Origin of the sequence: Selenomonas sp. AB3002 (assembly GCF_000702545.1) — a bacterium.
In the GTDB taxonomy this organism is placed as follows: Bacteria; Bacillota; Negativicutes; order Selenomonadales; family Selenomonadaceae; genus Selenomonas_B; species Selenomonas_B ruminantium_A.
Map to the genome: position 1 here is coordinate 1,274,318 of NZ_JNIO01000008.1, position 18,664 is coordinate 1,292,981.

19 protein-coding genes and 1 riboswitch are annotated in these 18,664 nt (G+C 54.2%); of the genes, 1 reads left to right on the forward strand and 18 read right to left on the reverse strand.

The window, feature by feature from the left end:
• Positions 1–14 precede the first annotated feature (14 nt).
• Positions 15–182 carry a hypothetical protein gene (locus P159_RS20775; protein ID WP_185753754.1) on the reverse strand — a complete coding sequence of 56 codons (168 nt, stop codon included), beginning with the start codon at positions 180–182 and terminating at the stop codon, positions 15–17.
• Between the two features lie 1,427 nt (positions 183–1,609).
• On the opposite strand from P159_RS20775, the gene P159_RS0114085 reads away from it, so the two are divergent.
• Positions 1,610–1,816 carry a hypothetical protein gene (locus tag P159_RS0114085; RefSeq protein ID WP_029545009.1) on the forward strand — a complete coding sequence of 69 codons (207 nt, stop codon included), beginning with the start codon at positions 1,610–1,612 and terminating at the stop codon, positions 1,814–1,816.
• 480 nt (positions 1,817–2,296) lie between these two features.
• Here the strand turns inward: P159_RS0114085 and P159_RS0114090 are convergent, their stop codons facing one another.
• The 17 genes from P159_RS0114090 to P159_RS0114170 form a co-directional block, all read right to left on the reverse strand.
• Complete coding sequence (locus P159_RS0114090) at positions 2,297–2,539, reverse strand: phosphoribosyltransferase (protein WP_185753755.1); 243 nt, start codon at positions 2,537–2,539, stop codon at positions 2,297–2,299.
• 23 nt (positions 2,540–2,562) lie between these two features.
• Positions 2,563–2,946 (reverse strand): CRISPR-associated endonuclease Cas3'', encoded by a 384-nt coding sequence (locus P159_RS0114095; protein WP_029545012.1) that lies wholly within the window; start codon positions 2,944–2,946, stop codon positions 2,563–2,565.
• 742 nt (positions 2,947–3,688) lie between these two features.
• The gene (locus P159_RS0114100) at positions 3,689–3,958 is read right to left on the reverse strand and encodes a hypothetical protein (RefSeq protein WP_029545014.1); all 270 of its coding nucleotides are present in this window, start codon (positions 3,956–3,958) and stop codon (positions 3,689–3,691) included.
• A gap of 142 nt (positions 3,959–4,100) precedes the next feature.
• Positions 4,101–4,886: a Fic family protein gene (locus P159_RS0114105; RefSeq protein WP_029545016.1), complete on the reverse strand. Its 786-nt coding sequence runs from the start codon at positions 4,884–4,886 to the stop codon at positions 4,101–4,103.
• Between the two features lie 107 nt (positions 4,887–4,993).
• On the reverse strand, positions 4,994–5,806 hold the full coding sequence (locus P159_RS0114110; RefSeq protein ID WP_051650384.1) for an ABC transporter ATP-binding protein: 813 nt from the start codon (positions 5,804–5,806) through the stop codon (positions 4,994–4,996).
• 3 nt (positions 5,807–5,809) lie between these two features.
• Positions 5,810–6,781, reverse strand: a complete 972-nt coding sequence (locus P159_RS0114115) for an iron ABC transporter permease (protein WP_029545020.1) — start codon at positions 6,779–6,781, stop codon at positions 5,810–5,812.
• A 32-nt stretch (positions 6,782–6,813) separates the two neighbouring features.
• Positions 6,814–7,755 carry an ABC transporter substrate-binding protein gene (locus P159_RS0114120; RefSeq protein ID WP_029545021.1) on the reverse strand — a complete coding sequence of 314 codons (942 nt, stop codon included), beginning with the start codon at positions 7,753–7,755 and terminating at the stop codon, positions 6,814–6,816.
• A 27-nt stretch (positions 7,756–7,782) separates the two neighbouring features.
• A complete protein-coding gene (gene cobI / locus P159_RS0114125) occupies positions 7,783–8,481 on the reverse strand; it encodes a precorrin-2 C(20)-methyltransferase (protein WP_029545023.1) in 699 nt (232 codons plus the stop codon).
• A 149-nt stretch (positions 8,482–8,630) separates the two neighbouring features.
• The gene (locus P159_RS0114130) at positions 8,631–9,413 is read right to left on the reverse strand and encodes an ABC transporter ATP-binding protein (protein ID WP_037377062.1); all 783 of its coding nucleotides are present in this window, start codon (positions 9,411–9,413) and stop codon (positions 8,631–8,633) included.
• Positions 9,406–10,191 carry an ABC transporter ATP-binding protein gene (locus P159_RS0114135; RefSeq protein ID WP_029545026.1) on the reverse strand — a complete coding sequence of 262 codons (786 nt, stop codon included), beginning with the start codon at positions 10,189–10,191 and terminating at the stop codon, positions 9,406–9,408. Before P159_RS0114135 ends, P159_RS0114130 begins: the two co-directional genes overlap by 8 nt.
• Before the next feature lie 10 nt (positions 10,192–10,201).
• Positions 10,202–11,770, reverse strand: coding sequence for an ABC transporter substrate-binding protein (locus P159_RS0114140; RefSeq protein ID WP_029545027.1), 1,569 nt, complete (start codon positions 11,768–11,770; stop codon positions 10,202–10,204).
• A gap of 55 nt (positions 11,771–11,825) precedes the next feature.
• On the reverse strand, positions 11,826–12,641 hold the full coding sequence (gene nikC / locus P159_RS0114145; protein WP_029545028.1) for a nickel transporter permease: 816 nt from the start codon (positions 12,639–12,641) through the stop codon (positions 11,826–11,828).
• A complete protein-coding gene (nikB, locus tag P159_RS0114150) occupies positions 12,641–13,576 on the reverse strand; it encodes a nickel ABC transporter permease (protein ID WP_029545030.1) in 936 nt (311 codons plus the stop codon). Before nikB ends, nikC begins: the two co-directional genes overlap by 1 nt.
• A 105-nt stretch (positions 13,577–13,681) precedes the next feature.
• A riboswitch (cobalamin riboswitch) is annotated at positions 13,682–13,886 on the reverse strand.
• A 59-nt stretch (positions 13,887–13,945) separates the two neighbouring features.
• Positions 13,946–15,283, reverse strand: a complete 1,338-nt coding sequence (locus P159_RS0114155) for an MATE family efflux transporter (protein WP_029545032.1) — start codon at positions 15,281–15,283, stop codon at positions 13,946–13,948.
• Positions 15,284–15,392: 109 nt separating this feature from the next.
• Positions 15,393–17,507 (reverse strand): heavy metal translocating P-type ATPase, encoded by a 2,115-nt coding sequence (locus tag P159_RS0114160; RefSeq protein ID WP_037377063.1) that lies wholly within the window; start codon positions 17,505–17,507, stop codon positions 15,393–15,395.
• Entirely contained in the window at positions 17,504–18,283 is a 780-nt protein-coding gene (locus P159_RS0114165) for an HMA2 domain-containing protein (RefSeq protein ID WP_051650385.1), read from the reverse strand. The genes P159_RS0114160 and P159_RS0114165 overlap by 4 nt, the downstream gene beginning before the upstream one ends.
• 4 nt (positions 18,284–18,287) lie before the next feature.
• Complete coding sequence (locus P159_RS0114170; RefSeq protein ID WP_029545038.1) at positions 18,288–18,587, reverse strand: HMA2 domain-containing protein; 300 nt, start codon at positions 18,585–18,587, stop codon at positions 18,288–18,290.
• Positions 18,588–18,664 lie beyond the last annotated feature (77 nt).

An 18,664-nucleotide genomic window follows, 5' to 3' on the forward strand; every position in this document is an offset into this window, starting at 1 on the left:
ATTGCATATCGTTCTCAACTGCTTATAACAGCTACATATTTTTCTTGTTCCTCTTCCGAAATACATATTATTTCCATTGCAGGTTGTACAGATACCTTCAAACTTGCCATTACGCTCTGAATTGCTTTTACACGCTCATCATCTCTGCCACATTCATAAATGCCTTCGCTCAAATTACACATCGTTCTCAGCTCCTACTCCATCTCACCTGTGACTTCAATATCGAACTTTTTCTTGAGATTTTTACTTTTCTCTTCTGCTGATTTATTGATTTTCTGGAATATGACCTGTAGCATAGATAGCATCTGATTTCGCACTGGCCCAAGTGCCAAGTATACTATCACTATATTGAGCGAGTCATAATGTTCTTGAAATTCCTTATACTTTCCAAACTAAATGTCGTTCTGTCATACGATAGCAGTTGATGAGATTTCTGTCTGCAGAAGTTTCCATGCATATCCAGTCTAAAATCCCGCCGAAAACTTAACCTACAATTCCAAAACCTAGTATTCACAAGGGGTCACGGCATTTCAAGCACGATTTTAGGGCTTCGTATGGCAAGTTTTATAACGCTACCGAAAACGCCATGAACCATTGATATTATTGAGTTCTTGGCGTAGGGTAAAAAAATCTCCAGGATTTTAGGAGCCAAATGGTGTAAACCTTCTTGATTCCACTGTAATCCGGGCGTGTTTTATAAAAGGGCATATGGAGGTTACAGATTTTGTCCGTTCAATGCGTACATAATTGTCCAGTATAACTCTTTAACGCCTGCAATTACGCAGAAAATGTTCACTATACGTGGCAAACGGACTAAAAACAACATAAAAATCTGTTACCACAAATCAGCCCGCATTGAAACATGCCATAAATACGCCCACAAAATAGTGAAACATCATCTCTAAGCTATCTATTTCTCAAAAAAGAATGTCTCCATCCCTATGTCCACCGCTTGGGTGATTGTTAAATACATCCACAGCAATCAACCTCAAAGCTTCCTGCCACCAACCTGCCACAAATGCCACCCCCAGAACTTCATACCCCTCCCAGGAACCCTCCGTCATACTTGAAACTTTGTGATGCGCACCTGTCTTTATCAAATATAGTAAATTTTCTTAAGATAAAATCTAGTCCCCTATGAATCGCTGGATTTGTTCAAGAAGTATCCAGTATGCCTTACCTTACGGCAGCCAAATAAATGATACCCCCTAATGCGTCCACATTAGGGGGTGCGAGGTCAAGCTTTCAGTCCTCGTTAAAAAACTGACAGCTCATGTTTTCCACCGTGCCCATGAAAGGTGGTAGGAGCATGCAGGAAAGATTCCTCTGGGTGCTTGATGCAGTAGCTAAAGCCTTAGTCGCAGCAGCAATCCAAGCAATCCTGAAGTGGTATTTCGGGATTTAACCCAATGAACATCCTGTATGCCATGTGCTTGCAAGTAGCGCACGGCACGGAGAGAGGGGCAACGACACGGCACTGTCGTTCCTCTTTCCTGCCAATATTATTGTTGCATGAATCTTAGATTATGTCAAGGTTCGTGCATTTTTTGATTGGCAGCATCCATGATGGGCGTCGAAAGCCCGCTGCCACACTTAGGAGGTGTTTATCATGGAAAACGTTACTTTGGAAAACATTGCCGTAGTTCTTAAGTTCATTGCCTATATTGGCAGTGGACTGGGGGCAATAACCCTCGTCTCTCTTGCCGCCGCAAGGTGGTGGGAGACTGATGAGTCCCACCGCAAGGAGGTGGCGCCCTTAAAGGCGCGTGTCCTCCGCCGCCAGAGAGAGGCGGCAAGGGAAAAGACCGACAAGTGATTGTCGGTCGGGTGACTAAATTTCCACAAGCTTAGTCAACCTCAATTATATGCCGAAACACCTGGCTAGTCAAGTATGGCTAGTCGGGCGTCTGCAGGATAGTGGTTCTTCCTGCACTGATGATGGCAAACCATATCATCAGGTGGTAAAAAGAAAAAGACCAGCAAGTAGCTTTGCTGGTCGGGTGACTAATGATTGCCCCCGTTAGTCGCCCTTATTATAAACATATTTAGAACCCCTAGTCAACTGCTCCAGACAGAGAAGCCTGCACTACGGAAGGTTGACCCATCCCACCAGATGCGCGTCGTAAAACCTGCTCATTCCTTCCGCATATAAAGGCGATAGGCATAATACTCGACAGGGAGTACACGCCCGAGGTTCACTGCCCTATGCAGAACCTGACAGCTCCGCTTTTATTATACACCAAAGTCTCTCTATTAGTCAAATTCTAAGATAATATTATGAACTTGCAACCATACATCAGTGCCATTTCTCATCTACAAAAATCAATTTGTCATCCATGTTAACAGGATTTTCTCTCTCCCTCTTATTGGCGTAGGGAGTTTCCGGCTCAAGCACGGTTCTGCCCATGGCCAGGGGATATACTTTGGCAGCTCCAGCCTCCAATAGCAATTCTTTGCCTGCAATCAGAGAGTTGCCGGTGGTTACGATATCATCTAGCAAGAAAATGGTCTTACCTGATATTTCAAAACGCTCATCCACAAGCATGCTCCTGAAATGAACCATCATAGACCTGTTTCCACCAGAGGATAGCTTGGCAACGTTATATCGCCTACTGAAACACTGGCTATAATCATCGCGCCTATAATACGCTGATAGCATTCTTGCAAGCTTGTGGACACCAGAATCCCCGCTATCCCTTTTTTCATCACCAATTCCAATGCACCTGCAGTAGAGTGGTCTACTTTCTTGCCACCTCCTTGTAATAAATATTCTTGAAATTCCCTTGAATATTTACCCACATCATGATATAACCCCATCAGTTGCCCTACTTCTTGCTCACCAAACACCTTTGCAAATTTTTCCGCTTTCTTGCTCATTCCCCACAAATGATCAACCATCAACTGTTCCCTGCCATCTTCTTGATTCCTATGTGCCAAGTATTTCATGAATATCTCTCCTAGTGCAAACTATATTTGCATTATTCTTGTAATATTGCATCTATTTTATTCGCACATAAACAAGGTAGCAGTTTGCAAAAATCCCCCAAAACCTCAACCAGACTTATCTCCCTCACCAGCTAAAAGGCTCCGAATCGCCCACCTCAAAGGCCTTTGATTCTGAAACTATCAACCTTTATCACAAACGGAATATAGCCCATCCGCATGCAGCCTTAAGCAACATGGTATAGGCCCTAGAGATTGTCGTCCCATACGCTCGCACAGCACCTATGCCGATACCTTAGGTTCTGGAGCTACCTTCATCGTTGCAAATACAGCTTTCATGGACACCACCATATCCTCATACCATAGTGCTGCATAATCACTGCACTTGTATTATTCAAGAAGTTTTCACAAACTCCTCCACAAAACCCCCGTCATTTCCCCATCATAAACTCCACAAATATCCTGCTGTCCTCCCCCTCCTGGTTTTCAACCAGCGCTTCTATATACCTGGCCTTATGCTCCTTCAGCAGGATACTGGGCAGCAGCCCCCCGCTCCATCTGAAGCATATTCACCAACAATCTGCAGGTGCAGCCATTTCCATCTACCCTTCTATGCGCTAGATAATTCAGGTATTGCTAAAATGCTTCTTCCACTTGTCCTCAATCATTTGTCTATTAGCAGCTAACCATCGCATTGTTTTCATTTGACCAAAAGAAGATAGTATATTTGCCAAACTTACAGATTTTAGGCAACACCAACACCACCTTCTCTGGCCAGTTCCCATATGATAAAAGCGTTTCTGCTGGCATACTCCAGCAACTCTTTCTGCTCTTGCTCGGTAAAGCCCTCTGTTTCCACCACATTCAGCATAGGAAGACTGGATTCCAGGAAACAGAATCCATCTTCTACAGGCTTTTCAAAGTATATGCGGATATACTCCATGCCGTCCTCTGTTTTGCCTATGTCATTGAAAGTCATAGTTATACCGTCTATTTCAGTAAAGAAGTTTTTCATGCCAGTACCTCCCGCTTCCCGGTGACATATTAGTAATCCCTTTCCCCAGGTTAAATAATACTCTTAACATTGCACTGTTTCTAAATATGTACTCACAGTATTTTGCGGTAACATCAATCCTGGTTTCCCGCTGATAACTTATTCAAGAAGTCTTCACAAACTCCTCCACACTCCTCCACAAAAACCCCATCATTTCCCCCATCATGAACTCCACAAATATCCTGCTGTCCTCCCCATCCTGGCTTTTAGCCAGAGCCTCTATATACCCAGCCTTATGCTCCTTCAGCAAGATGCTGGGCAATAGCCCTCGCTCCATCTGCAGCATATTCATCAGCAGCCTGCAGGTGCGGCCATTGCCATCTACCCAGGGGTGAATGGACGCCAGCCGGTAGTGGGCTTCAAAGGATAAGGCGTACACAGAAGCCTCATCCTCATAGTTGCTTTGCCTTGCCTCATTCAGCCATGAGCAAAACTCCTCCAGTTTCCCCGGCACTTTCTGATAAGAAGGATATGTCTTGCCGCCACGTCCAGCGCTGACATTCACCAGCCGCAGATCTACTGCCGAAGAATCGAAATCCCCCAGGGCAGTGTTATAGACACTGCCGGTATTCCTCATCACCAGAGCCGAGAGTTTCTTCAGATAATCCACGGTAATCTCCGGCTTCTCAGGCACCTGCCTGGCAACAAAATCATAAGCCCGCTTCAGGTCAAGATTCATCAGCTGCTCAGTCAACGTACGGCCACCGGGCACAATGTCTTCGTCAAACATCAGGGTGTTCTCGATTTCTGTGACCGTAGACCCCTCGATGGCGGTGGAATGCGTGACCAGAGAATACAGGTACAGTTTATGGAAATCAAATTGCTCCCCTATGCCCAGTGAATTGAATTTTTGCAAAGCCTGGTTCAGTTTCTCGTAAACACTGTTCATCAGACTGACCTCTCTCCTCTTGCAAGTATTGTTGTATCCGCAATAGTCACCAAATCCAAGAAGTTTTGCGGATATAACCGTAAAAACGTCCTGCTTCTGGCATTGATTCACTTCTTCACCAATTCCACCGGCGACAGCACTGATGCCCCCTGGCTGTTCTTGAAGATATCTGCCCTGACGCCAAAGACATTCCTGATGAGGTCTACTGTGAGTATCTCATCCGGGCTGCCCTGGGCAAACAAGGCTCCCTCCTTGATGACCACCAGCTCATCTGCATACTGCAGGGCGTGGTTGATATCGTGGAGCACCATGATCACGGTCATTCCGTATTCCCTGTTGATGGACTCGATCAGGTTCATGACCTCCAGCTGATGGGCTATGTCAAGATAAGTGGTGGGCTCGTCCAGCAGCAGGATTTCCGGTTTCTGGGCCAGGGCCATGGCTATCCAGGCTCTTTGGCGCTCGCCGCCGGAAAGGGTCATGACCTGCCTGTCCTTGAAGGACTCCAGTTTTGTCACGGAGAGAGCCCATGCCACGGCTTCCCGGTCTGCCCTGGCATCCTGGCTGCCGCCGTGCCAGCTGCGGTAAGGGAATCTGCCGTAGTCCACCAGCGTGCCCACCGTGGTGTCAGGGGGAGCCTGCAGGCCCTGGGGCAGGATGGCCAGCTTCTGGGCCAGCCGCTGCCTGCCCATCTTGCGGATTTCCTCACCGTTCAGCCTGATGGCCCCCTCGTAGGCGTGGTTCAGGCCGGAGATGGCCCGCAGGAAAGTGGACTTGCCTGCGCCGTTGGGACCGATGATGGCAGTACGCCTGCCCAGGGTGAAATTCAGGGAGATGTCTTTTAGGATGGCTTTGCCCTTAATGGCAACCTTCAAATGGCTGACGCGGAACCCGTCAGGCTTTTTGCTTTGCTCGCTCAATGGTCACAGCTCCCTTCTCAGCAGGAACAGGAAGAACGGGGCGCCCAGCACCGCCATGATAATGCCCACAGGCAGTTCCACGGGAGAGAAGGCCACCCGGGCAAAGGTATCACTGAAGGTTACCATGCCCACTCCCAAAAGAGCCGTCCCCGGCAGGAGGAAGCGGTAGTCAGAGCCTATCATGAGCCGGGCTGCATGGGGCACAATTAGGCCCACGAAGCCCAGCAGCCCCACCACGGAAACGGCGCTGGCCGCCAGCAGGGCCGCCACGGAGGTGAGGATCAGGCGGGTGAGCTCTACCCGGAGGCCCAGGCCTTTGGCCAGTTCATCTCCCAGCTGCAGGATATTGATATGCCTTGCCGAAGCAAAGGCCAACAAAGCCCCGCCCAAAGTATAAGGCCAGAGCATGGCCACATGGGGCCAGCTGCGGGCAGACAGGCCACCTACCATCCAGATCAGGGCGCTGTGTACCCTGTCGCTGTAGAAAATCATCAGGGCGGAAATCCCCGCCCCCAAAAAGGCCGACACTGCCACACCTGCCAAAATGATGCGGATGGGCTGGATGCCGTTCTTCCAGGCCAAGAGGTAAATCAGCACCGCCGCCCCCATGGCCCCCACAAAGGCCGCAGGGGTAATGAGAAAGCCGTACCCCGGCAGGGCCAGCATCACCAGGATGCCCATGAGCCCCGCCCCGGAAGAAATGCCGATGATATGGGGGTCAGCCAGTGGATTCCTCATCACCGCTTGTAAAATAGCCCCGGACAGGGCCAGGTTGATGCCCACCAGCGCCGCTACCAGCGTGCGGGGCAGGCGTATGTTCATCAGGATCTGCTCATGGGTGCCGCTGCCCCCGGCAAAGAGGGTCTGCCACACTTCCAAAGCGGGTATCTCCACAGAACCCAGGCTGATGCTGATGAGCATGCCCAGCACTGCCAAAACAAAGAAGGCCGCCAATAAGACGACCTTTCTTATCATCATATTGACGACCTCCTGTCAATTCTCATTCCTTAAAATGCTTCCGGATAGACCAGCTTGGCCATCATTTCCACGGCTTCCGGATAGTGAAGGCCGGGACTTAAGAGGAACAGGTCCTGGGGCAGGTAGAAGACCTTGCCCTGGCGCACCGCCTCCACGGACTGCCAGGCAGGGTTCTCTGCCATGGTTGCGTCCATGCTGGCCTTGATTTCTTCCAATTTGCCCATGCTGGTGACGAACATCAGCTCGGGATTCTTCTCCACCATGGTCTCCAGGCTGTAGGGAGCAGAGTCGGGATCCTTTTCCAGCGGGGTCATGTCCCCTGCCACATTCTCCCAGCCCAGCATTTCTGCCACCGAACCTGCTATGCTGCCGGAAAGCTGCACAGTGAGCCCCTGATTGGTGCTGTGGATGACGGCCACCCGGCGCTTCTCCTGCGGGATTTTCTCCTTCACGGCCTGGATTTTCTTGTCCATAGAGGAAATAAGGGCCTCTCCCTTTTCCTTCTCCCCCGTAAGCTGGGCAAAGAGAGCCACTTCCCGCTTCACGTCCTCGTAGCTCTTCATATCCACCACCAAGGTCTTGATGCCGCTGGCTTCCAGGGTTTCCACCAGCTTCTCATTCATGCCCTTGTTGATGATGACCAGATCCGGCTCACAGGAGAGCACCTTTTCCACATCAATCTGGTAGACCTTGCCCACGCTGGCCTTGTCTTTGGCATAGTCCGGCATCTTGGTCTTGGAGTCCGGGCGGCCCACTACGTCGCCCCCCACCTCGTGGAGAGGCTCCAAAAAGGAAGCAGAGGTAACCACAATGCGCTCCGGCTTTTTCTCCAGAGTCACTTCCCGGCCCAGGTCGTCCTGCACTTTGGTAAAAATCTGCGCGGAAGCATTATTTGCCGCCTGCTGGCTGCCGCAGCCTGCCGCAACCAATAAAAACAGAAGGCACAGCAGGACTGCCGTAAGTTTTTTCATATCGCCCATCTCCCTTTTCTAGCAGGCTCAATGCCTGCGGGTGAGAATGGTGGACAGATAGTTCAGCTTCTCATCCCGATGGGCCATGATATCATCGATGACCTGCTCCCCGTCCAGGCCTGCGCGGCTTACCAGCACGGCATTCTCGGCCAGGCCGTGGGCAGCCAGCTGATGGGCCACATCGGAGAAGTTCTTGTAGACCTTCATCATCACCACATTGTCAGCCACTGCCAGGGCATTCTGAATCTTGTCCGGGCTGGCGGTAGCCGGGATGATGGCCAGCACATCGTCACCCTCCACAATGGGGGCGCCAATCTGGCTGGCAATGGCAGCAAAAGCGGGCACGCCGGGAATGGTGCAGATTTCCACGTCCTCATGCTCCAGCAGGCGGTAAACGTAAATATAGGTGCTGTAGAACATGGGGTCGCCCAGGGTCAGGAAAGCCACGTTCTTGCCTGCGCGCAAAAGTGCCAGGATTTCCGCCTTGTTCTCCTCCCAGGCCTTGGTATCATCTGCAAAGCCCTTCACCATAGGGAACACCTGATAGACTATCTCCACATCTTCCTTGAGGTAGGGCTTGGCAATGGAAAGAGCCACGCTGCCGTCCTTCTTCTCTGTCTTGGGAGCGATGAGCACATCCACCTTCTTGATGGCGTTGATGGCCTTCACAGTCAAAAGTTCCGGGTCGCCGGGGCCCACGCCGATACCGTAAAAAATTCCGCTCATAATATGACCTCCATTGCAAATCTGTTGATTACGCTGTTATATATCTATGCGCTCATCATTTCATCCAGATTTTATTTTAACCCAATCTGTCTGATTTTTCCATAGGAAAAGGAGCCGTTGCAATTGCAACAGCTCCTTTTCCTGCATATTCAGCACGCCCTGACCGCAAAAACAGAGCTCAACAGCTTCCTGGTATACGGATGCCGGGCTTCCGCAAGCTTATCCCCCGGCAGTTCTTCCACTATGCTTCCCTGCTGCATGACTGCCACCCGATGGCTGATCAGGCTCACCAGGGCCAGGTCATGGCAGATGAAGATATAGCTGACACCGCGCTTCTTCTGGATTTCCGCCAGCAATTTGGCGATGCTGTCCTGCACGGACACATCCAGGGCACTGGTGGCCTCATCGCAGATGATGATTTCCGGCTCCAGTATCAGGGCCCGGGCAATGCCCACCCGCTGGCGCTGGCCGCCGCTCAATTCATGGGGATAGCGCAGGGCCATCTCCGGTGGCAGCTCTACCTGCCGCAGGAGCTCCACGGCCCTTGCTTCAGCTTCCTTATCTGAGACTTTGGCAAAATTCCGCAAGGGCTCGCAGATGATGTCCTTGATGCGCATCTTGGGATTGAAAGCCGTGGCAGGGTCCTGGAAAATCATCTGGATGTGCCTGGCCATTTCCCGCCTTTTCTCTCCCTTGATGTTGGTGATATCCTCACCCTTGAAGAGAATCCTGCCGCTGGTGGCAGGGTGCAGCCCCATGATGGTGCGGACGAAGGTAGACTTGCCGCAGCCGGACTCCCCCACCAGGCCCAGGGTTTCCCCTTTGCGCAGCTGCAGGGAGATATCGCGGCAGGCAGTGAATTTCTTGCCCTTTTCCGGCTCGAAGACCTTGCAGACCTTTTCAGCAGCCAGCAGTATTTCCTGTTCAGACATAGCGACGGCCTCCAATCTCCGGCACCGAAGCCAGCAAAGTCCTGGTATAGTCAGCCCTGGGGCTTCCTATGACCTCGGCAGTAGTGCCGTACTCCGCCACCCTGCCGCCGGTCATGACCATGATCTTGTCTGCCATGTGGGCTGCCACGCCGATATTGTGGGTGACGATGATCATGGCAGAGCCTGCCTCCTGCACCACCTGCATCAGCTCTTCTACTATCTGGGCCTGGGTGGTAACATCCAGAGCCGAAGTGGGCTCATCTGCCAGCAGCAGCTGGGGCTGGAAGGTGAGCGCCATGGCGATGCCAACTCTCTGCCGCATGCCGCCGCTGAGCTCGAAGGGATGAGAGTCCATCACCCTGGCAGGGTCCGGCAGGTTCATGCGCTTGAGGAGGCTTTTGGCCTTTTCCTCTGCCTCACCCTTGCCCATGCTGCTGTGCACCTGCATGTATTCCACAAACTGGCTGCCGATGGTGCGGACAGGATTCAGCATATTGCCGCTGTCCTGAAAGATCATGGCCACATCTTTGCCACGAAGCTCCAGCCATTCCTTATTGGTGAGGGAAAGGAGCTTCCGCCCTGCAAAATCTATCTCCCCGCCGCTGACCCGGCCCGTGCCGGAAAGGCATCCCAGGATGGCGCGGATAACGGAGGTCTTGCCGCTGCCGGACTCCCCCACGATGGCCAGTATCTCCCCCGGCTCCAGGCCGAAGGAAACATTTTCCACCGTGGATTTTCCCTGATACTCGATGGAAAGATTCTTTACATCTAAAAGCATTTTCGCTCCCTTACTTGGCAGGCTTGATGATATTGGTGATCCAGTAGTAGTCGGAAGGATACATCTTCACGTTGGCCAGAGCCTTGCTGCTGACGATGTTGGTCTGGGGATAGCCCAGGAACAGGGCTGCCCCGTCGTTCATGATCATCTGCTGGATCTCGATGATGAGCTGGCGGCGCTTCTCCTTGTCAAATTCCACGGACAGGGCCTCGAACTTGGCGTCCAGAGCAGGATTGCTGTAGCCGGAGCCGTTCTGGGGATTCTCGCCATTCAGATTGGACTTCCAGTACCAGTTGAGGAAAATCTCAGGATCGCCGGTGTTGGCGGTGGTGATATTGGAAATCAGGAGGTCATACTCGCCCTTGATGCCAATCTGGTCAACGAGATTGTAATCCACGGTCTTGATGTTGATGTCAAAGCCCAGCTTCTTCAGGTCAGCCTGCACTGCCTCAGCGTAGAGGGGCAGTTCTGCGCGGCTGTTGTAAACCACGAAATCAAGCTTCAGAGGCTGGCCGTCCTTTTCGCGGATGCCGTCGCCGTTGGTATCCTTCCAGCCGGCCTCGTCAAGGAGCTTAGCTGCCCTTTCGGGATTGTAGGCGTTGGGGTCAGTGAGCTGGTCAAAGCCGTAATCCATGGAAGGAGGCACAGGAGCCTTGCCCGGCAGGAAAGTGTCCTTCAGGAGCACCTTGTTGTAGGTTTCCCTGTCGCAGCCGGCAATGAGAGCGGCGCGCACCTTGTCGTCCTTCAGGATGCCCTTCTGGTTCAGGCGGGCCAGCACCACCCGCAGGGAAGAAATCTCGTCCACGAAGAACTTGTCATTGCCACGGAAGGTGTCCATGTCACCTGCGGCGATGTTCACAGCCATATCCACCTCGCCGGACTGGAGAGCCATGGCCCGGGTGTTGGGGTCATCAATGGAGGGAATCTCCACCGTCTCAAAGGGTACTTCCCCATCCCAGTAGGAGGGGTTCTTCTTCATGACAGCCTTTTCCTTCACGAAGGATTCCACCATGTAGGGACCGGTGCAGATGGGGCCTTCCTTGGCAAAGTCGCGATTTGCCTCGGCCTTGGTGTCCACAATGATGAAAAGGGGGTCCGCCAGGAAGCCCGGCATATTGGGCATGGGCTTTTCCGTCACGATGGTGAGGGTCTGCCCCTCAGCCTTGATTTCCTTGTACTTGAAGAAAGTAGCGGCACGGTTGTTCTTGGCGAAGGCACGCTCGATGGAAGCCTTCACAGCCTCAGCCGTAAGCTCGTCGCCATTGGAGAACTTCACGCCCTCACGGATCTTGAAAGTCCAGGTGAGATGGTCGTCGCTGATGTTCCAGCTCTCGGCCAGCCAGGGCTGCACATTCATCTTCTCGTCAAACTTGGTAAGGCACTCACCCAGGCCGTAGCGCATGACCACCCAGCCAAAGTAATTCTGGGTAGGCTCAAGAGTGTCGGCGAAGTTGGTGACACCCACCTTCAGCACACCCTGCTGGGCGCTCCCCCCTTTGTCTGCCCCGCAGCCGGTCAGAGCAGCCGTCAGAGCCGCACCGCACAGCCCCATAGCCACAGCTTTCCAAACTTTCTTCATGTTGAACTTCATTGCACGCATTCCCCTTTTCTAAAAAATAAGAGAGACAACATATTTATTCCTGCCGCGGGTCAAGGACATCCCTCAGGCTGTCCCCCCACAGATTGAATATCGCCACTACGCTGAAGATGGCCAGCCCCGGATAGAGCATGAGCCAGGGAGCCGACTGGATATACTGGCGCCCCTCATTCAGCATCAGCCCCCACTCCGGTGTGGGAGGCTGGGCACCGAAGCCCAGGAAGGACAGTCCCGCAATCTCCATCATCATGGTGCCGATGTCCATGGCTCCCGTGATGACCACCATGGGCAGCACATTGGGCAGCACATGGCGCCAGAGAATAGCTCCGGTGCGGGCCCCCTGGATCCTGGCTGCCTGGATGAAATCCTGATTGCGCAGGCGCAGCACCAGGCTCCTCACCAGCCGGGCGTACTTGGCCCAGCTCACCACCAGCAGGGCCAGGATGGTATTCACCACGCTGCCCCCCAGGATGCCTGCGATGGCAATGGCCAGCACGATGCCCGGGAAAGCCAGCATCATATCCGCCAGGCGCATGAGGATGGTTTCCAGCCAGCCCCCGAAGAACCCAGCCAGCACTCCCACCAGCGTGCCCACAGCGGCAATCAGCGCCACCAGGCACAGGGCCATGAAGAGAGAAACCTGGGTGCCGCAGAGAATGCGGGAGAAAATATCCCGGCCCAATTTATCCGTGCCCAGGATATGCTCTGCCGACGGCGTCTGCAGCACCAGTTTCATGTTTCCCTCCATGGGGTCCTGGGGAGCAAGGTAAGGGGCAAAGATGGCCAGCAGCACCACAAATACCACCAGAGCTGTATAGAAGGCGAAAAGCCTGTTCTCACGAAAAACCGCCATCAGTTCCCCTCCTTTTTCAGCCGCGGGTCAAGATAAGCATAAGAAAGATCCACCAGCGCGTTGATGCCCATGTAAACTATGGAAATCCAGAGCACGAAGCCCTCAATGAGAGGATAGTCCCGCATGGAGATGGCCCGCACCGCCATATTGCCGATGCCAGGCCAGGAGAACACCATTTCGATGACCGCCACGCCCCCCAGGAGCCAGCCAATGGACATGCCCAGCAGGGTGATGAGGGGCAGGATGGCATTGGGCAAGACGTGCTTCCACAGGATAGCCTGCTCCGAAAGCCCCCTGGCCCTTGCCCCCACCACATAATCCTGCTGCAGTTCCTCCAGGAACACAGTGCGCACCTGGCGGATATACTTGGAGGACATATAGAGGGCCAGGGTCAGGGAAGGCAGCACGATGCCCTCCAATGTCACAGCCGACTTGGCAATAGGGAACCAGCCCAGCTTCAGGCCGAAGACATAGAGGAAGAGCAGGCCTATCCAGAAGGAAGGCATGGACACCCCGATAAAGGAAATGCCCCGCACCAGATGATCCTGCCAGCCGTTCCTGTGAATCGCAGACCATATCCCCAGCGGCAGGGAAATCAGCAGCACGAAGACGATGGTCACAGCCGCCAAAGTAAGCGTCCCTGCAAAGCCCTCCAGCAGCTTTTCTGTAACCGGTTTCTTGGCAGAGTAGGATATGCCCATATCACCCTGCAGCACGCCTCCTGCCCAGTTCACATACTGCACCAGGAAGGGCTTGTCCAGTCCCAGCTCCGCCCTGGTCTTGTCCAGGGTTTCCTGTGACACGATAGTGTCCCCCGCCTCCAGCAGCATGGCCGCCGGGTCCCCGGGGGCCAGATAGGTCAAGCAAAAGGTCAGGAAGCTGACACCTATGAGGGTAATCAGCATCTGCGACATCTTGCCCAAAAGTTTTTGCAAAGTTTCTCATCTCCCCATAAACATAAAAAACCTGCCCGCAAAAATGCAGACAGGTCCACCATATACTTCTCCAGCAAAATCCCCATCCCCATCGCTCGCGGGTCAAACGGTGATTGTCAATCAGGCAGTTCTCCTGGCTCCAGGTCATCACTTCCTTGCGCCTTCCCAGAAAGACTTTGCTCTTTCCAGTGACATCAATGCAATGAAGCTCGCTGTTACAGTGGCGGGACCGCGCCGGCTTTTACCGGCTTCTCTATTAAGTCATAGGAACTATGCTATTCCTTTCGACACCCAATCCAATCTCAATATAGAATTGTTTTCAATGAAAATTACAACAGGCAAAATTTTACCACTACCTACCCCAGCCTGTCAAGTTTCGCAGGCAGGCTGGGGACGCCCCTGCCACAGGCGCCACAGCAGGAAGGAGGCACAGGCAGCCCTGATGGACTGGTCGATGGCCAGAGCCAGCCAGGCACCAGGCAGGCCCATATCCAGCACCTGCAGGAAGAAAGCCGTGATCAGGGGACGCAGGAAGGCGATGCTCACAAAGGAATAGGCTGCCACCTGGCTGGTCCTGCCGCTGCCCCGGAGCACGCCGGCGCACACCAGGGCATGGGCCTCCGGAAAGCTCACCGCCGCCACGAAAATCATGACCAGGCTCCCTAAGGGCAGCAATCCCACTTCATGGGAGTAGAGGCTGAAGATTTCTTCCCGCAAGCTGAAGGTCAGCACAAAAGAAACAAGGGAAAAAATCAAGCTCCACTTGAGCCCGGCCCGCAGCTGCCGCTGCCAGTAAGCCCAGTCGCCTGCCCCGTGAGCGTGGCCTGCCATGACCATATTGGCCTTGCCCAGTCCCCCGGCAAAGCAGTAATAGAAATCGCAGAAATTCATGCAGATGGCATGGACGGCATAAGCTGCCGTGCCCAGCTCCGCCACCATGCGGGTGTAGAGCACCATGCCGATGCGCTCGAACCCCTGCTCGCTGAAGACTCCGGCAAAGACTGGCAAGAATTCCCGGAAATATGACCTGTCAGGCCAAAAAGCCCGCCAGTCCCCCGGCATAGCGCTGCCCCCCAGCTGGCGGGCAGAAACTGCCAGAGTCCAGCTGGTGCCAATGACCGTACCCACAGCAGCCCCCGTCACCCCCAGCGCAGGAAAGGGGCCCAGGCCAAAGATGAACAGAGCATTGCCCACGACATTCACCAGATTGCCCTGAAGGTTGGCGCTCATCACCTCTTTGGTGTGGCCATAGCCCAGCTGCACTGCCTGCAGGACAGTGGCCAGAGTGGTTAGGAATACCCCCAGCAGAGCGATGTCCCCATAGGACAGAGCCGCTGCCAGATACTCTTCCTGCGCCCCCATCCAGCAGAGAATGCGCTCCAGCTGCCAGAAGAACAAGACATGCAATATGCCCATGAAAATAACAGCACAAAAAAGTGTCCGTGCAAGCAGCACGGGCACTTCCTGTGTATTATCCTCACCGAACTTCCTGGCAGTGAGCAGCGTCAGAACCGCCGCTATGGAGCGAACCACACAAAGCAGCATCATCCTGGGCTGGGTAAAGATACTCACCGCCGCAATAGCCGCCGTTCCCAGCATGCCTGCCATGATGATATCCACAGAACTCAGCAGCACCATAAACAGGCCCTCCAGGGCAGCAGGCATTGCTATATTCAGATAATGTCTGTCCTCGTCCGGTATGCGCATGCTGAAACTCCTTATCACCTAATAATCAATATCAATTAGATGATAACAAGCTGCCTCTGCCTGCGCAAGCCCCCCCGGGGGATATAGACAGCCTCATTCGTCAAACTGCTCAGCGACGCCTCCTGGCAAACAACGGCGCATTGGGCCGCAGGATGCGGCAGCTGTTCAGCACCACAGCCAGAGTGGCCGTATTGTGGATCACCGCTGCCCACAGAGGATTGATGCGCCCCAAAGCTCCCAACAGCATGGCGGAGGAATTCACCAGGATTGTCGCCATGAAGTTCTGGTGCACCAGATCCATGGTGCGCTTGCCCAGCTGCAGGGCCTCCATAAGGCGGTTGGGGTCCTCGGAGTGGATGGTCACTGCAGAGGACTCGGCGGCAATATCCGTCTGCCGCCCGCCCAGGGAAACGCCCACATCTGCAAAGGCCAGGGCCGGAGCATCGTTGATGCCGTCCCCCACCATCATCACCGTGCCACGCTGCTTGAGCTTGTTCACATAAGTGCTCTTGTCCTCAGGCAGGATTTCCGCATGGTAAGAGTCGATATCCATGGCATTTGCCACCTCAGCTGCCACCGCCTTGGAATCGCCGGTGAGCATGACTATCTCGTCAATGCCATAGCGGCGCATGCGGTTCAGGGTCTTCTTCATATTGGGACGCACAGGGTCCTCGATGCCGATGACGCCGATAAGCTCCTGGTCACGGGCCACATAAAGGAGGTTCTTGCCCTTGAGGCCTGCATCAAGGTTCTCATTATCCTTGACGCCATTTTCGTTCAAGAACTTCAGGCTGCCCACGCGGATAGTGCCGCCCTTGCAGCCCTCGAAGTCCGGCACCTCTGCCAGCATGCCCCGGGCCACCACGGTCTCGGATTTCTTATGCTGGGGCACCTGCCATTCCTGTGCCTTCACATACTTCTGGATGGCCACTGCCAGGGGATGGACGGAATGCTGCTCGGCAGAAGCCGCCAGCAGCAGTAGTTCCTTCTCCTCCACCCCGACCTTGGTCTTGATGAAGGAAATCTGGGGAATGCCCACGGTGAGGGTACCAGTCTTGTCCAGCACCACCGTGTCAGTCTCTGCCAGGGCCTCGATATAGTTGCCGCCCTTCACCAGGATGCCGCGCTTGGCCGCTGCCGCAATGGAAGCAGAAATGGCCGTGGCAGTGGAAAGCTTGAGGCCGCAGGAGAAGTCAATGAACAGCAGGTTCAGCACCCGCTGCCAGTCACGGGTGGCACCGTAGACAATGCCCGCCCCGATGAAGGAAATGGGCACCAGCAGATTGGCCATCTGGTCGGCGAAATTCTGCACCGGCGCCTTGCGGGTCTGGGCCTCCTCCACCAGATGCACGATATGGGCCAGGGAGGTGTCAGAGCCCACTTTCTCCACCGCAATCACCAGTTCCCCTGCCTCCACCACGCTGCCTGCGTAAACGGGAGAACCTGCGTGCTTCATGGCGGGATTGGACTCGCCGGTTATGGAGGCCTGATTCACGGCAGCATCACCGGAAATCACCCGCCCGTCAATGACGATTTTCTCGCCGGCATGGGCGGCGATGATGTCCCCGGCCTTCACCTGCTCAATGGGCACCTTGCGCTCCACCACATCTCCATCATCCTCCTGGCCCTCCACCAGCCAGACGTAGCGCTGGTCAAGGGACAGGAGGCCGGAGATATGGGTGCGGGCGCGCTCTGCCGCATAGCTGGTGAGCATCTCCGCGCCATTGGACAAGGCCAGCAGGGTCAGGCTGGATTCCGGCTTGCCTGCCAGCACGGAGGCGATGACTGCCGTAGCCGTCAATGTATCTGCATTGGGACGGCGGTCTTCGATCATGCCCTGAATGCCAGTCTTGATGAAGTTCCGGGCAATGCCCAGCACCAGAATGGTGCGCAGGATCTTCATGCTGGCATAAAGCTGGGGAGAAGTGCGCTGCAGGAGCTGCATGCCTGCAAAGCTGGCCAGGGAAATCAGGGCATCCCTGCGATACTCAACCAGGCGGTCTGCCTGGCTGACGGATTCTTCCTTCACCCGCACCAAGGTGCGCACAATAAGAGACTGCACCTGCTGCAGGGGCAGCACGCCGCGGTAGTAGATGCGCGCCTGGCGCTCCTCCACCACTGCCGCTGCTATCTGGCGGAAGCTGCGCAGTTTGGCTGCCAGGATGGCCCGTTCCTCACGGGGCAGGGCCACCGCCAGCTTTATATTGTAAACACCGTATTTCATACCGTACGCCATCCTCTCATGAGGGAAACGGCCCACCAGAACATCTGGGACCCGGTGGGGAACTGCTGGTTGGCAAACATCTTCTGGAAGCCCCGCAGCAGGAAGAAGAGGGAAGCCGCCGAGCTGATATCCAGCCAGCCGCCGGTATGCTCCTTGATCCAGGCACTGAAGGAACGCATAGTGCCCCTGAGGCTTCTGGTGATGGCACCGGCATGGGCCTCAGAAGGCAGGCCCTCACCCTTAAGCGGTGCAGGAGGTACGGGGGGCAGGCTATGCTTGAAGACCTTGTCACGCAGCTCTGCTGCCAGCTTGTCCATCTCTTCCTCGTTGGCCTCTGCAACCTCATAGATAAAGAGAATGCTGCCCGTCAGGGCATTGGCCTTCACTTCCTTCAAAAAGGGCAGTGAAGCAAGTTTTTCCAAAGTCTTTTCCAAGCCCTTGTCAAAGGAAGCCCTGTAGCGGCGGCGTCCCGGCTGCCTGGAAACCAGGGTAAAAGGTTCAACCGGAGCTGCAAACACTGCCCGCTGAATCCTGGCCCCGGCTTTTGCCACACCCTGGCCTGCCTGCTTCATCATGTCAAGGCCGCTGTCCAAAAGGCCGGACTGGCCGCCGGAACGACCGCCCAGGCCTCCCATGCTGCCCATCATGCCGCCCATCATACCGCCGCGGCCACCCATCATGCCTTTGGCGGCACCGGAGCCGCCTCCAATAAGCATCTGTGCCAAAGCCTGACCTGCTGCCATACCCATCATCATTCCTGTTCCGGACATAGCCATCACTTCATCTCCCCTTTACATGCGACATAATATACTGTTCAACTTTTGCCAGTTCAGCATTGGCTCTGAGACGCTCCGGCACATACTTGATAAGAATGGAGCCGGTAGCGGTGCTGGTATCCACTGAGTCAATCTCTGCAAAAGAAAGCAGCTGGGACCTCACTTCGTGCTCCAGATTCGCATTGCCGATGAGATTCCTGGAGCGCAGGCGCACCCTCCCAGGCAGATAAGACGCAATTTCCACAGAACGGATAAATAAATCCAACTTGCTGGTTGGAATCTGTATGTTCCCCAACAGATTCAAGAATATTTCCTCCCTTTCACATAGAAGAAAAGACTGCCAGGGGCGAAGCCGATGGCAGTCTCCAAACTCATAAGAAA

What these genes read in the sequence shown, in the direction of transcription:
- nikC (WP_029545028.1), bottom strand. Translation starts at nt 12,641, where the DNA reads ATGGCGGTTTTTCGTGAGAACAGGCTTTTCGCCTTCTATACAGCTCTG.
- P159_RS0114100 (WP_029545014.1), bottom strand. Translation starts at nt 3,958, where the DNA reads ATGAAAAACTTCTTTACTGAAATAGACGGTATAACTATGACTTTCAAT.
- P159_RS0114105 (WP_029545016.1), bottom strand. Translation starts at nt 4,886, where the DNA reads ATGAACAGTGTTTACGAGAAACTGAACCAGGCTTTGCAAAAATTCAAT.
- cobI (WP_029545023.1), bottom strand. Translation starts at nt 8,481, where the DNA reads ATGAGCGGAATTTTTTACGGTATCGGCGTGGGCCCCGGCGACCCGGAA.
- P159_RS0114115 (WP_029545020.1), bottom strand. Translation starts at nt 6,781, where the DNA reads ATGATAAGAAAGGTCGTCTTATTGGCGGCCTTCTTTGTTTTGGCAGTG.
- P159_RS20775 (WP_185753754.1), bottom strand. Translation starts at nt 182, where the DNA reads ATGTGTAATTTGAGCGAAGGCATTTATGAATGTGGCAGAGATGATGAG.
- P159_RS0114095 (WP_029545012.1), bottom strand. Translation starts at nt 2,946, where the DNA reads ATGAAATACTTGGCACATAGGAATCAAGAAGATGGCAGGGAACAGTTG.
- P159_RS0114155 (WP_029545032.1), bottom strand. Translation starts at nt 15,283, where the DNA reads ATGCGCATACCGGACGAGGACAGACATTATCTGAATATAGCAATGCCT.
- P159_RS0114120 (WP_029545021.1), bottom strand. Translation starts at nt 7,755, where the DNA reads ATGAAAAAACTTACGGCAGTCCTGCTGTGCCTTCTGTTTTTATTGGTT.
- P159_RS0114130 (WP_037377062.1), bottom strand. Translation starts at nt 9,413, where the DNA reads ATGTCTGAACAGGAAATACTGCTGGCTGCTGAAAAGGTCTGCAAGGTC.
- P159_RS0114165 (WP_051650385.1), bottom strand. Translation starts at nt 18,283, where the DNA reads ATGGCTATGTCCGGAACAGGAATGATGATGGGTATGGCAGCAGGTCAG.
- P159_RS0114085 (WP_029545009.1), top strand. Translation starts at nt 1,610, where the DNA reads ATGGAAAACGTTACTTTGGAAAACATTGCCGTAGTTCTTAAGTTCATT.
- P159_RS0114140 (WP_029545027.1), bottom strand. Translation starts at nt 11,770, where the DNA reads ATGAAGAAAGTTTGGAAAGCTGTGGCTATGGGGCTGTGCGGTGCGGCT.
- P159_RS0114160 (WP_037377063.1), bottom strand. Translation starts at nt 17,507, where the DNA reads ATGAAATACGGTGTTTACAATATAAAGCTGGCGGTGGCCCTGCCCCGT.
- P159_RS0114135 (WP_029545026.1), bottom strand. Translation starts at nt 10,191, where the DNA reads ATGCTTTTAGATGTAAAGAATCTTTCCATCGAGTATCAGGGAAAATCC.